Source organism: Actinoplanes philippinensis, from assembly GCF_900113015.1.
GTDB lineage: Bacteria > Actinomycetota > Actinomycetes > Mycobacteriales > Micromonosporaceae > Actinoplanes > Actinoplanes philippinensis.
The window spans coordinates 81,990-95,172 of record NZ_FONV01000023.1; the positions used below are offsets into that span (position 1 = coordinate 81,990).

Here is a 13,183-nt window from a genome sequence, read left to right on the forward strand (position 1 = left end):
TCCGGGCCAATCGGCTGAATCACACTGCGGTGACCGTCACCGTCACCTGCTCGCCGTCGCCGACCTCGCCGGTGAACCCGCCGGCCGGGTCGGCGAACTCCACCGTGGTGGCGAGCGTCTCACCGGCGACGAAGTCCCGGAACGTCTCGACCGCCGCCCGGACCGCCGGCGAGGCCGACAGCACGAGGGTGATGCGGTCGCTGACGTCCAGGCCGGCGTCGCGACGGGCCTGCTGCACGACGCGGATCACGTCGCGGGCCAGGCCCTCGGTGGCCAGTTCATCGGTGACGACCGTGTCGAGGACCACGACACCACCGCCGGCCGGCAGCGGCGCGGAGTTCTCCACGTCGGAGGCGACCAGCTTCAGCTCGTACTCCCCGTCGGCCAGGGTGACGCCGGCCGCGACCGGCGCACCGTCGACGAGCTGCCACTCCCCGGCCTTGACCGCCTTGATCACCTGCTGGACCTGCTTGCCGACCCGGGGGCCGAGCGCCCGCGGAACGACGGTGAGGACCTGCTGGCAGTACGCGGCGACGTCGTCGGTGAAGACCACGTCCTTGACGTTGACCTCGTCCTTGACCAGGTCACCGAGGCCGGCCAGCCGGCTTCCGTCGGCCGTGGCCACGGTGAGCGAGGCCAGCGGCAGCCGGACCCGGAGGCCCTTCGCCTTGCGCAGCGACAGGGCCGCCGAGGCGACGTCCCGGATCGCGTCCATCGAGGCGACCAGCTCGTGGTCGGCCGGGAACGCGTCCGCCGAGGGCCAGTCGGTCAGGTGCACCGAACGGCCGCCGGTCAGGCCGCGCCAGATCTCCTCGGTGGTCAGCGGCGCGAGCGGCGCCACCACCCGGGTGACCGTCTCCAGCACGGTGGCGAGGGTGTCGAAGGCGTCCTCGTCCCCCTCCCAGAACCGGTCCCGCGAGCGGCGCACATACCAGTTGGTGAGTGCGTCGAGGTAGCTGCGGACGCTCGCCGCCGCACCCGAGATGTCGTAGTCGTCCATCTGCCGTTGCACGTCGCTGACCAGCTCGCCGGTCTTGGCGAGGATGTACCGGTCGAGCAGGTGCTGGGAGTCGGTGCGCAGGCGTGCCTCGTGACCCGAGGCGTTCGCGTACAGGCTGAAGAAGTACCAGACGTTCCACAGCGGCAGCAGGACCTGGCGCACCGAGTCGCGGATGGCCGGCTCGGTGACCGGCATGTCGCCACCCCGGAGCACCGGCGACGACATCAGCATCCAGCGCATGGCGTCCGAGCCGTACGTGTCGAACACCCGGTACACGTCCGGATAGTTCCGCAGCGACTTGGACATCTTGCGCCCGTCCTCGCCCAGCAGGATGCCGTGGCTCAGGCAGTTGCGGAACGCGGGCCGGTCGAACAGCGCCGTGGCCAGCACGTGCATGGTGTAGAACCAGCCGCGGGTCTGCCCGATGTACTCGACGATGAAGTCGCCCGGGTAGTGGTGCTCGAACCAGTCCTTGTTCTCGAACGGGTAGTGCACCTGGGCGAACGGCATCGACCCGGACTCGAACCAGCAGTCCAGCACCTCGGGGACCCGGCGCATGACCGACTTCCCGGTCGGGTCGTCCGGGTTGGGCCGGGTCAGCTCGTCCACGTACGGCCGGTGCAGGTCGGTGACCTTGACCCCGAAGTCGCGCTCCAGCTCCTCGTACGAGCCGTACACGTCGACGCGCGGGTACTGCGGGTCGTCCGACTTCCAGACCGGGATCGGCGAGCCCCAGAACCGGTTGCGGGAGATCGACCAGTCGCGGGCGTTCGCCAGCCACTTGCCGAACGAGCCGTCCTTGATGTGGCCCGGGGTCCAGTTGATCTGCTGGTTCAGCTCGACCATCCGGTCCCGGAACTTCGTCACCGCGACGAACCAGGACGACACCGCCTTGTAGACGAGCGGGGTGTCGCAGCGCCAGCAGTGCGGGTACGAGTGGACGTACGCGTCGTGGCGCAGCACCACGCCACGCTCCTTCAGCACGGCGATCACCGGCTTGTTCGCGTCGAAGACCTGCAGGCCCTGGAAGTCCGGGACCAGCGAGGTGAAGCGGGTGTGCTCGTCGACGGTCACCACGGTCGGGATGCCGGCCGCGTTGCAGGCGTTCTGGTCGTCCTCACCGAAGGCCGGGGCCATGTGGACGACGCCGGTGCCGTCCTCGGTGGTGACGAAATCGGCGCCGAGCACCTGGAAGGCGTTCTCCCCGGCCGGCTCGACGAGGAAGTCGAACAGCGGCGTGTAGCGGCGGCCGACCAGGTCCGCGCCCTGCACGGTGCCGACCTGCTCATAACCTTCGAGCTCCTTGGCGTACGCGCCGACGCGCCCCGCACCCAGCAGCAGCCTCTGCCCGTCCTTCTCGAGCACGGCGTACTCGATGTCCGGTCCGACGGCCAGCGCCAGGTTCGACGGCAGGGTCCACGGCGTGGTGGTCCAGACCGCGATGTCCTCGCCCGTGTCCAGGCGGAACTTCACGGTCAGCGCCGGGTCGGTCCGGTCCCGGTAGACGTCGTCCATCCGGGTCTCGGTGTTCGACAGCGGGGTCTCACAGCGCCAGCAGTACGCCAGCACCCGGAAACCCTCGTACACCAGGCCCTTGTCGTGCAGGGTCTTGAAGGCCCACATGACCGATTCCATGTAGGCCGGGTCGAGGGTCTTGTAGTCGTTCTCGAAGTCCACCCACCGGGCCTGCCGGGTGACGTACTTCTCCCAGTCCTTGGTGTAGGCGAGCACCGACGCCCGGCAGGCCTCGTTGAACTTCTCGATGCCCAGGTCGACGATCTGCGCCTTGCTGGTGATGCCGAGCTGCTTCTCGGTCTCCACCTCGGCGGGCATGCCGTGGGTGTCCCAGCCGAAGCGCCGCTCGACGTGCCGGCCCCGCATCGTCTGGTAGCGGGGGACCAGGTCCTTCACGTACCCGGTGAAGAGGTGCCCGTAGTGCGGCAGGCCGTTGGCGAACGGCGGGCCGTCGTAGAAGACGTACTCGTTGGAGCCGTTCTCCCCGGCCGGGTTCCGGTCGACGGACGCCTCGAAGGTCTTGTCGGCCGCCCAGTGGTCGAGGACGGCACGCTCGACCGCCGGCAGATCCGGGCTCGCCGGAACGCCGGTGGCGTCGGTGTGTTTCGGGTAGGCCATTCTGGTGTTCCCCTCAAGCAGTTCACATGACGTGACTGCGAGGACGAGCCTTCGACGAAGACCCGCGGTACCACCTCGCTTGGCGGTTCTTGGAGACCCGCCCGCTCATTCGCCGGATGATCTGCGCGGTCCGGTGTCCGCCCGGTTCTACTCGGATCCGAGGATCTTTTCTTCCGGAGGCTCCCCGGTGATGGCCGGTTCAAAGCCTGCGTGCAGACAACGATACCGGCCACCCTCGGATTCCCTCATCCGCATTACCGCTCGGGGCGCAGCGTCCTCGACCAGAGCGCCACACCGTCCCGATCGCGCAGGTGAACGGTCAGGTCACCGGACCGGCCGTCGATCTCCACCTCGCCGAAATGCTGGAAGCCCTGTGCCGGCGACGTGTTCGCGACCGGCGGGGCGTTGACGAAGACGGCCTCCGGCCCGAAGGTGCCGTCCAGCGCGTTCGGCCCGAAGGCGCCGGCGTGCGCGGGCCCGGAGACGAACTCCCAGAACGGGGTGAAGTCCTGCACCGCCGCCCGGGCCGGGTCGTAGTGGTGTGCGGCGGTGTAGTGCACGTCGGCGGTGAGGAAGACGATGTTGCTCACCCGGTGCCGGTGGGCGGCCCGCAGCACCTCGGCGAACTCCAGCTCACGGCCCTTCGGCGCGCCCGGGTCGCCCTGGGCCACCCCCTCCTGCGCGGTCGCGCCGTCCGGGACCACCAGTCCGAGCGGCAGGTCGGCGGCGATCACCTTCCAGGTGGCGCGGCTGCGGCGCAGACCCTCGATCAGCCATTCGCGCTGCTCCCGGCCGAGCAGGCCACGGGACGGGTCGGCGTACGTGTTGCCGTCGTTGGGGTCCTTGACGGTCCGCATGTCCAGCACGAAGACGTCGAGCAGCGGGCCGTACGGGATCCGCCGGTGAAGGGGCGCCGCAACCGGGCCGAGCGGCAGCCATTCGAGGTACGCCTGTCGCGCCCGGGCCGCGAGGACGTCCACCCGCTTCTCGGTGTAGCGGGCGTCGGCCAGGATCTCGCCCGGATACCAGTTGTTGGTGACCTCGTGGTCGTCCCACTGGTTGATCTGCGGCACCTCGGCGGCGAACCGGCGGTAGTGCTCGTCCAGCAGGTTGTAGGCGTACTGGCCACGGAACTCGTCGAGGGTCTCGGCGACCTTCAGCTTCGCGTCGGTGAGCACGTTGCGCCACATCCGGCCGTCGGGGAGGGCCACGGTCTCGGCGAGCGGGCCGTCGGCGTACACCGTGTCCCCGCTGTGCAGCAGGAAGTCGGGCTGCCGCAGCCGCATCGACTCGAAGATCCGCATCCCGCCGAAGGCGGGGTCGATGCCCCAGCCCTGCCCGGCCACGTCGCCGGTCCACAGGAACCGGATGTCGCGGCGGCGGTCCGGCGCGGTGGTCAGCTCGCCGCTCACCGGCGCGCCGAACAGCCCGGGCCGTTCCAGGCTCTCCACCCGCACCCGGTAGAAGATCCGCTCCCCGGCGGGCAGGTTGCGCAGCCGCACCCGGCCGGTGAAGTCGGTGGCCGGGGTGACGATCGGACCGCGGAGCACCCGGGAGCCGCGGAAGTCGGGCCGGCGGCTGGTCTGCACCCAGAGCCGGCCGGGGCGGTCGGCCCGGCTCCAGACGACGGCGGCGTCCGCTGTCGCGTCGCCGCTCTGCACGCCGTGGGTGAGCATCGGGCGGGTGCCGCCCAGGGAGAAGGCGGGAGCGCTCGCGGAGAAGGCGGGGGCTTCCAGGGCCAGGCCCGCAACACCGCCGGCCACGCCGGCCCGCAGCAGGTTCCGCCGGGAGATCGAGGTCATAGGGTGATGACTATCGATCGAAGGTGGCGTTCGGGTGGCCGTTCCCTAAACTCCGAGCTGTGATTCGGATCGAGCTGGACGAACCGACGCTCTCGCGGACCCGGATCGCGATCAGCCCGCTGCTCGAGACGGTGTGCAGTCTCTGGCTGGTGGCCCGCGATCCGGCCGGGCTGCCGTGGCCGTTCGCCGACTGGGTGCGGCAGGCGCGCGCGATCCCGCTGCCCGCTCCGGCGCAGCTCTACCTGCACCTGCCCCGGCGGATGCCCGACTTCGTCGCGCCGATCCCGCTGACCTCGGCCCCGGCCATCGACGAGCAACTGGAGCTGCTTCGCCGTACCCCGCCCGAGGTGATCGACGCGCAGCTCGCGACCCATCACCGGGACGGCCGGCTGCCCGAGCACCTGCGGCCGTTCCGGGACGATCCGGAGACCGCGCTGGACCGGCTCGCCGACGGCCTCGCCACCTGGTGGGACGCGGCGCTGGCGCCACGCTGGCCGGCCATGCGGGCGGCGCTCGACGAGGAGGTGCTGCTCCGGGCCCGGGCGCTCGCCGCCGACGGCCCGGACGCGCTGCTCTCCCGGCTGCACGAGCGGATCATCTGGGAGCGGCCGGTGCTCACCCTGATCAAGCGGCTGGACGCCGGTTTCACGGTCAGCGGCAGCCGGGTGCTGCTGGTGCCGCTGATCTTCTCCCGCGGCGGGATGCTCTGCTCCACCGACGACCCCGGGACGCAGATGGTCACCTACCAGTCCCGCGGCGCGGCGGTGCTCGCCGACAGCCCCGCGCCGGCGCCGGACGACCGGCTCGCGCTGCTCATCGGCCGGGGCCGGGCCACGGTGCTGCGCGCCCTCACCACGCCGTCGACCACCACCGCGCTGGCGGCCGTGCTGGGACTGGCGATGAGCACCGTCTCCGAGCACCTGGCCCATCTGCAGGCGGCCGGCGTGGTGCACCGGCGGCGGGCCGGGCGGCGGGTCCTCTACGGCCTGGAACCGGCCGGTCTGGCCCTGGTGAATCTGCTCGGCGAGGATTCGGCCCGCGCCGAATTCGTTTCCTGAGATCGGCGGAGTTCTCTAGCTTTCGAGGCATGGAAAGCGACTACGCCATCGAGGCGGAGGGTCTGCGCCGCGCCTACCGGTCCCGGACCGGCTGGCTGCGGCCACGCCTCACCACGGTCGAGGCGGTCCGCGGCGTCGACTTCACGGTCCGCCGCGGTGAGCTGTTCGGCCTGCTCGGCCCGAACGGCGCCGGCAAGACCACCACCATCAAAATGCTCAACACCCTGCTCATCCCGACCGGCGGTACGGCCCGGATCTGCGGTTTCGACGTCGAGAAACAGACCCGGGAGGTACGACGGCGCATCGGGTACGTGTTCGGCGGCGACCGTGGCCTCTACGACCGTCTCTCCGCGCTGGACAACCTGCGATACTTCGCCGAGCTGTACGGGGTGCCCGCCCGCGACCAGCGGAAGCGCATCGCCGAGCTGCTCGAACTGGTCCGGCTCGCCGGCCGGGAGCACGAGCGGGTCGAGGGCTACTCGCGGGGCATGCGGCAGCGCCTGCACATCGCCCGGGGACTGCTGCACGCGCCGGAGGTGCTGTTCCTCGACGAGCCGTCGATCGGCGTCGACCCGGTCGCCGCCCGCGAACTGCGCCAGACCGTGGCCAACCTGGCCGCCACCGGCACCACGGTCCTGCTCACCACCCACTACATGGCCGAGGCCGACGAGCTCTGCGACCGGATCGCGGTGATCGCCGACGGCCGGATCCAGGCCCTGGGCACGCCGGCCGAGCTGCGCAGCCGGGCGGACGGGCGCCGGATCGTCGAGGTGGAGGCGTACGGGGTGCCGGACACCGCCCTCGCGGCGCTGCGGGACCTGCCGGGCGTACGGGAGACGGCCGTGGAGACCCGCGGGGCGCTGCAGGTGCTGACCGTGCAGTCGGACGCGCACGTGGACATCCAGGGTGACGTGCTGCGTGAGCTGGCCGGGATCCGCCTGGGCCGGGTGGACAGCCGGGAGCCGACCCTGGAGGACGCGTACGTCACGATCGTGGGCGCCTCATGAGGACCTTGCGGATGCTGATGGTGGGCACGCTGATGCACGCCAAGCACCTCAGCCGGTCGCCCTTCGAGATCGCCATCTCGCTCGTCGTGCCGGTGGTGCAGGCGGTGCTCGCGGTCTACCTGTTCCGCTCCGGCGGTGAACAGGACCGGCTGCTGCAGGCCGCGGTCGGCGCCGGGCTGATGGGCGTGTGGTCGTCGGTGCTCTTCGGCTCCGGCGGCGCCATCCAGAACCAGCGCTGGCAGGGCACCCTGGAGATGATCATGATGGCGCCGAGGCGGCCGGTCGTGGTGATCCTCCCGCTGACCATCGCCACCGGGATCACCGGCACCTACTCGCTGCTGGCCACCCTCATCTGGGGGCGGGTGCTCTTCGGCATCCGGCTCGACTTCGCCCACCCGTACGCCTTCCCGGTCGCCGCCGCCGTCTGCATCGTCGCGCTCGGCATGTTCGGGCTGCTGCTCGCGTCCACGTTCGTGCTGATGCGCAACGCCAACGCGCTCGCCAACGTCCTCGAATACCCGGTGTGGCTGGTCTCCGGCATGCTCGTGCCGCTCACCGTGCTGCCCACGTGGACCGGGCCGATCGCCGCGGCGCTGCCCACCACCTGGGGCGCCCGCGCCCTGCACGAGGCGACCACCGGCGGCCCGGTCTGGCCGTCGGTCGCGATGTGCCTGGCGATCAGCGGCCTGTGCCTGGCGCTCGGCGCGGCCGCCCTCACCGTCGTCGAGCGGCGCGCCCGCGTCACCGCCACCCTGGCGCTGGCATGAGCGAGCGCGCGAGCGAATCATCAAAAGACGCCTGTAACTCATGGCGACGCCGGAGCGAAGCGGAGGTGGCGGCATGAGCGGGCTGAGGCTGGTGACGGTGGGCGGCATGATCGCCTACCGAGCCCTGTTCAACTGGACCCGTCCGGCGCTGTTCGTCGGCACCCTCTTCATCGGGCCGCTGTTCCAGCTGCTGTTCTTCGCCTACCTGGGACGGCAACTGCGCGTCGGCGACGACCAGTTCTTCCTCGTCGGCAACGCGGTGCTGACCGCCTCACTGGCCTGTGTGTTCGGCGGGACCATGGCGGTCGCCAACGAACGCCGCTTCGGCACCCTCGGGCACGTGCTGCTGTCGCCGCGCAGCCGCACCGCGATCTTCTGGGGGCGCGTTCTGCCGTACGCCGGAAACGGGCTCTTGATCTCGGTCTTCACCCTGACCGTGGCGTCGCTGATGCTCGGCCTGCGGATCCCGCCCGCCGCCCTGCCCGGTCTCGCGCTGGCCATGGCGGCCGGCTCGCTGGCCTGCGGCTTCTTCGGGCTGACGCTGGGCGCGCTGGGACTGCGGTTCCGCGACGTCTTCGTGATCTCGAACGTGGCGGTGGCGGTCCTCCTGCTGCTCACCGGGGTGAACGTGCCGCCCGGCGACCTGCCGCAGTGGATGGTCACCGTCGGGCAGGGCCTGCCGATCACCCACGCGGCAGAGGCGGCCCGGATGCTGGCGGCCGGGCGCGGCCTCGATGCGGCCGCGCCCATGATCGGCCGGGAACTGCTGGTCGGAGCGGTCTACGCGATCGTGGCCGCGGTCCTGCTCAAGTTCTTCGAGGCCGAATCCCGTCGCCGGGCCAGTCTCGACACCCTCTAGCTCTAGAGCTTGGGGAACCAGAGAGCCAGCTCACGCTCGGCGCTCTCCGGCGAGTCGGAGGCGTGCACCAGGTTCTCCCGGTTGGAGAGAGCGAGATCACCACGGATCGTGCCGGCGGCCGCCTTGCGGCCGTCGGTCGCGCCGATCATCGCCCGGACCACCTCGATCACCGAGTCACCGGAGAGGACCAGGGCGGCCAGCGGGCCACTGGTCATGAAGTCCTTCAGCGGCGGGTAGAACGCCTTGTCCACGTGCTCCGCGTAGTGGGCGTCGGCCAGCGACGCGTCCATCGTGCGCAACTCCAGCGCCTCGACGACCAGGCCCTTACGCTCGAAACGGGACAGAATCTCGCCGAGCAGACCGCGGCGCACCGCGTCCGGCTTGATCAGGACGAGTGAACGCTCGGTGGTGCTGGACACGCAGTTCCTCCGTTACACAGTGCAGGCAGACACGCGAGGTTCAGCCTATCGGTACCGGGAACCAGGCGAGCGGCGATGTCGGGACTGCCGCACTTTCGCGGATGCGCTGCCGGGTCATAACCTGACGGGAACTACCGGGAGGTCCACAGTGGCGAACCAGACCGGCCGACCCATCGCCCCGGCGCGAAAGCTGGTGGCCTGGATCATCGGCACGATTGCGGTCTTCGTGATCGCGCTCGGTCTCGGCATGTCCAGTTCACCGGTCGCGTTCTTCGGCGTGGCGGTCCTGGCCATAGCCATAGCGGTGGCCTTCATGCCGGCGCCGCGCCGGGGCGGCCGCGCCACGGTCGCCGGCACCGCCGAGGTCCGGTCGATCACGCCGCCCCCGGTCGCCGGCGCCTACGGCCGCGCCACCATCCAGCTGATCGTGGTCGCGCCCGGGCTCGGCGCCTTCGAGACGACGGTCCGCGAGCCACGGATCCCGGTCGAGAAATGGCCGCTGCCCGGCGCCACCGTGCCCATCACCGTCGACGTCGACGACACCCGCCGGGTCCGGGTGAGCTGGCGCGACGCCCCCGCCCGCCTGGAGGGCGACGACCCGCCACCCCCACCGGCCCCCGCCGGTCGCCCCGAGCCGGACGACCTCGACGACGAGGTGTTCGGCAGCGTCGACGAGCCCTGGCAGGGCCGCGACGACGACTGGGAGGTCGACACCGACGGTCCCGGGCCGTCCTCGGGTTCCCGCGGCACGGCCACCGCTTACGCCCGGCGTACGGGCGCGCCCGTCGTGGTCCGGGAGACCGCGGCCGGCACGATCGTCGAGGGCCAGGTCGTCGACACCGACGAGGAGCCGGGGCCCCTTCCGCGGCGGGCCCGGCCGGCCCAGCCGGAGACCACCTAAGCGGCCGAGCAGGAGACCCGTTACGCGGCCGAACCGGAGACCACCTACGCGGCCGAACCGGAGACCACCTACGCGGCCGAACCGGAAACCCGTTACGCGGCCGAACCGGAGACCACCTACGCGGCCGAACCGGAGACCGTGACCCGCCCGGCCCAGCCGGAGACCGCCGCCTACGCCGCAGAGACCGAGACTGCCGACCGCCCGGCTCAGCCGGAGGGCCACGCCCGGGCCGCGGCCACCACACACCCGGCTCAACCGAACACCACCGCCCCCGCGGCGGCCGCCCCTGGGACCGCTTCCCAGGCGGCCGCCCCTGGGACCGCTTCCCACGCGGCCGACGACGCCGACGAGCCGCCGGTGCGGCCGGCGCCCACGGCCCGGACCGCCCCCGACCCGGAGATCGACCTCGACATCGACGGGGACGACGACCCGGACTGGTCCGACCCCGAGCCACCCTGGAAGTCCCGGAGCACCGACCCGGTCTCCGGAAGCACTGTCACCACCGAACCCGTGCCCGGCCCCGTCACGCACGAGGCCTCCTCCGGCCCGGCGTTCTTCGGGGCGGCATCCTCCGGAACCACCCGTGCGGCGACTTCCGGCCCGGCCGGCGGGTCGGACCCGGAGACCGCGCCCCGGAGCAGCACCACCGCGTTCGTCGCGACGCCCCGGGCCGACCCCACCCCGGGCCCGGCATCCGCCGTCCGGTCACCGTCCTCCCGCCCACCGGGCTCCCGCCCGAGTCCACGCCCACGAGCCACCCCGGCAGACCTCTCATCCGGTACGACCGAAGCGCCCCCCACCGCAACCACGACCACCACGACACACGCGCCCGGCACGGTGCCCCCGGCCCAGCGAACGTCCACCGAGTCCCGCCCGGACCCGGCCATCGACATCGACCTGGACGGCCCACCCACCACCCCGGTGACCCCCGTCCCGTCCGCGGCGTCGGCCACCGGCATCCCCGCCCAGGGCACCCACGGCCGTGCCACCCCCACCCCGGAGCGCACCACCGCAACCGGCACAGCCGCCGACGCTCGAACAACGGACGAACAGGAACGCACCGATACGGCCACCGCCGCCCGTTCCACGGCCGCGGCCGACCCCGGAGACCGTTCCACCAGCACCCGTTCCGCCGACCCGGCCGATCCGGTCTCGCCCGCGCGCCCCCTCGCCGAGCCATCCGACCCGGCAGCCCGTTCCACAGACCCGGTCCCACCCGCCGGCCGTCCCACGGACCCCGTCTCACCCGCCGGCCGCCCCACGGACCCCGTCTCACCCGCCGGCCGCCCCACGGACCCCGTCTCACCCGCCGGCCGCCCCACGGACCCCGTCTCACCCGCCGGCCGCCCCACGGACCCCGTCTCACCCGCCGGCCGCCCCACGGACCCCGTCTCACCCGCCGGCCGCCCCACGGACCCCGTCTCACCCGCCGGCCGCCCCACGGACCCCGTCTCACCCGCCGGCCGCCGCACCGACCCGATCGACCCGGTTTCTCCGGCGGGCAGGTCGACACGAACCGGTTCCCGCGTCCCCGGCCTCACCCCGCCTCCCCCACCGGCGGCACGCCGCCCGGACGCACCGGCACCGCCACCTCCGCCGGTCGCACGCCCGAGGGACGCCGCTCCGCCTCCCCCGCCACCGGCCCGGCCGGCCCGTTCCGGCCCCACCGCCCGTGAGCAGAACGCGTGGGCCCGCCCAGCAGAGCCCACCGCCCCGGCTCCGACGGCCCAGCCGGCCCCGGCGCCACGGTCTCCCGCTTCCGCCGACGACCGCTGGGCGGCCCCGGCACGTCCGGTCTCCCCGGCCCCGCAACAGACGTCCGCGTCCCCCGAGCCGACCCCGGCACCGACCGGCCCGCCCCGCCGGCAGCCCAGCCCGAGACCGTCCGAGGCCTCCCGCCCGCAGCCCGGCACTGCGCCTTCGAACCTCCGGCAGCCGGGTCCCGCCCAGCCGCAGAGCGACGCGCTACCGGCGAACGCTCAGCAACCGCAGGCGACCGGCCCGCGATCCGCCGCGACGTCCTCCGGCTCGGCCTGGGCGCAGCCCACCCCGGCTCCCGCCCCGGCCTCGACGATCCCGCCGAACGTGGAGACCCGTCCGCTCGGCAGCCGGACGAGATTCTTCGGCCAGCCCGGCGACGAGACGGAGTCATTCGAGACGGCAGGCACGGAGCAGGCGGAGCAACCACGGCAGGCCCCGCCCCGCCGCGAGCCCACGCCCACGTCGGCCTCCGCCTCGCCGTCTCCGGTGGGGCTCCCGCCGACCGCCCCCGAGCCGGATCGCCCGTTCCCGAGCGCCCCACCCCCGGCCACCCCGCGCCCGTCGGAGCCGCGCCCCGGCATCGACCAGATCGACATCCCGCTCGACAACTTCCCGTTGCGCGGCCACAACCTGCCGATCGACACGGACCCGGCGCCCGCCCCGGAGGACGGGCCACGGGCCACGGCAGCCCGGGCTGACGGCATCGTGGCACCGCCCGCCGACGACACGCCACGCCCGTCAGCGCTGCGTGACGGCATTCTCGGCGTCGCCGTGGGCCGTGCCGCGGTGTCCCCCGACGCGTTCCCCGCCCCGAACCTGGACGATGTCCCGCCGCCGGGCCCGGATCCGGCCGCCGAGGGCGGGGAGCAGCGGCGGAACGGCCCGTGGGGCGACTTCAGCGGACGCCCCGACGAGCACGCCGGCGATGTGATCACCGGTTACCCGAGTGCGCGTCCGGCCACCGCCGGCGCGATCCACGGGGTGGGTATCACGGTGCTGGTCACCGATCTGGAGCGGTCGACCGAGTTCTACCGGGACGTTCTCGGCTTCCACGAGATCGACAACGGCGACGGCAGCGCGGTGCTGGCGTCCGGCGACACCCGCCTGGTGCTGCGGACCGTCCACAACCTGACCGCCGAGGCGGGCCGCCTGATCTACCTGAACCTGGAGGTCGGCGACATCGAGGCGGTGCACGCCGAGTTGCGGGAGAAGGGCGTCAAGTTCGTCCACTCGCCGCGACCGGTGAATCGGGGCGACAAGCTGGAGCTGTGGTCGGCCACGTTCCGCGACCCGGACAACCACAACATCGCGATAACGCAGTGGCGGGCGATCCACTGAGAGACGACGGAAAGGGCGGCCGGGGACAACCCGGCCGCCCTTTCTCGTGTTTTGACCATCGGGGGGATTTGTGGTGGTCGAGGTCTAGTGAAACAGGGAGGACCCTGTCCATGATCTGAGTTCTCACACAAAGATCAT

The 13,183-nt window shown here is 72.4% G+C and carries 10 protein-coding genes; 6 read left to right on the top strand and 4 right to left on the bottom strand.

The annotated features are described in order from the left end of the window. Positions 1–19: 19 nt before the first annotated feature. Positions 20–3,133, bottom strand: a complete 3,114-nt coding sequence (ileS, locus tag BM290_RS42000; RefSeq protein WP_093621567.1) for an isoleucine--tRNA ligase — start codon at positions 3,131–3,133, stop codon at positions 20–22. A 254-nt stretch (positions 3,134–3,387) separates the two neighbouring features. After that, positions 3,388–4,935, bottom strand: coding sequence for an alkaline phosphatase D family protein (locus BM290_RS42005; protein WP_093621568.1), 1,548 nt, complete (start codon positions 4,933–4,935; stop codon positions 3,388–3,390). A 59-nt stretch (positions 4,936–4,994) separates the two neighbouring features. On the opposite strand from BM290_RS42005, the gene BM290_RS42010 reads away from it, so the two are divergent. The 4 genes from BM290_RS42010 to BM290_RS42025 all read left to right on the top strand — a co-directional run bounded on the left by BM290_RS42010 (position 4,995) and on the right by BM290_RS42025 (position 8,626). After that, a complete protein-coding gene (locus tag BM290_RS42010; RefSeq protein ID WP_093621569.1) occupies positions 4,995–5,993 on the top strand; it encodes an ArsR/SmtB family transcription factor in 999 nt (332 codons plus the stop codon). A 29-nt stretch (positions 5,994–6,022) separates the two neighbouring features. Next, complete coding sequence (locus BM290_RS42015) at positions 6,023–7,000, top strand: ABC transporter ATP-binding protein (protein WP_093621570.1); 978 nt, start codon at positions 6,023–6,025, stop codon at positions 6,998–7,000. Further along, positions 6,997–7,767, top strand: coding sequence for an ABC transporter permease (locus BM290_RS42020; RefSeq protein WP_239144061.1), 771 nt, complete (start codon positions 6,997–6,999; stop codon positions 7,765–7,767). The genes BM290_RS42015 and BM290_RS42020 overlap by 4 nt, the downstream gene beginning before the upstream one ends. Before the next feature lie 73 nt (positions 7,768–7,840). Beyond that, a complete protein-coding gene (locus BM290_RS42025; protein WP_093621572.1) occupies positions 7,841–8,626 on the top strand; it encodes an ABC transporter permease in 786 nt (261 codons plus the stop codon). A 2-nt stretch (positions 8,627–8,628) separates the two neighbouring features. Here the strand turns inward: BM290_RS42025 and ndk are convergent, their stop codons facing one another. Beyond that, a complete protein-coding gene (ndk, locus tag BM290_RS42030) occupies positions 8,629–9,045 on the bottom strand; it encodes a nucleoside-diphosphate kinase (RefSeq protein ID WP_043526307.1) in 417 nt (138 codons plus the stop codon). A gap of 148 nt (positions 9,046–9,193) precedes the next feature. Between ndk and BM290_RS42035 the strand changes: the two genes are divergently transcribed. Continuing rightward, entirely contained in the window at positions 9,194–9,946 is a 753-nt protein-coding gene (locus BM290_RS42035) for a hypothetical protein (protein WP_093621573.1), read from the top strand. 251 nt (positions 9,947–10,197) lie between these two features. On the opposite strand, the gene BM290_RS47810 is transcribed toward BM290_RS42035, so the two are convergent. Next, positions 10,198–10,704, bottom strand: coding sequence for a hypothetical protein (locus BM290_RS47810; RefSeq protein WP_143134135.1), 507 nt, complete (start codon positions 10,702–10,704; stop codon positions 10,198–10,200). A gap of 1,327 nt (positions 10,705–12,031) precedes the next feature. Between BM290_RS47810 and BM290_RS49350 the strand changes: the two genes are divergently transcribed. Then, positions 12,032–13,045 carry a VOC family protein gene (locus BM290_RS49350; protein ID WP_239144060.1) on the top strand — a complete coding sequence of 338 codons (1,014 nt, stop codon included), beginning with the start codon at positions 12,032–12,034 and terminating at the stop codon, positions 13,043–13,045. Positions 13,046–13,183: the final 138 nt, after the last annotated feature.

What these genes read in the sequence shown, in the direction of transcription:
- BM290_RS42020 (WP_239144061.1), top strand. Translation starts at nt 6,997, where the DNA reads ATGAGGACCTTGCGGATGCTGATGGTGGGCACGCTGATGCACGCCAAG.
- ileS (WP_093621567.1), bottom strand. Translation starts at nt 3,133, where the DNA reads ATGGCCTACCCGAAACACACCGACGCCACCGGCGTTCCGGCGAGCCCG.
- BM290_RS42005 (WP_093621568.1), bottom strand. Translation starts at nt 4,935, where the DNA reads ATGACCTCGATCTCCCGGCGGAACCTGCTGCGGGCCGGCGTGGCCGGC.
- BM290_RS42015 (WP_093621570.1), top strand. Translation starts at nt 6,023, where the DNA reads ATGGAAAGCGACTACGCCATCGAGGCGGAGGGTCTGCGCCGCGCCTAC.
- BM290_RS42025 (WP_093621572.1), top strand. Translation starts at nt 7,841, where the DNA reads ATGAGCGGGCTGAGGCTGGTGACGGTGGGCGGCATGATCGCCTACCGA.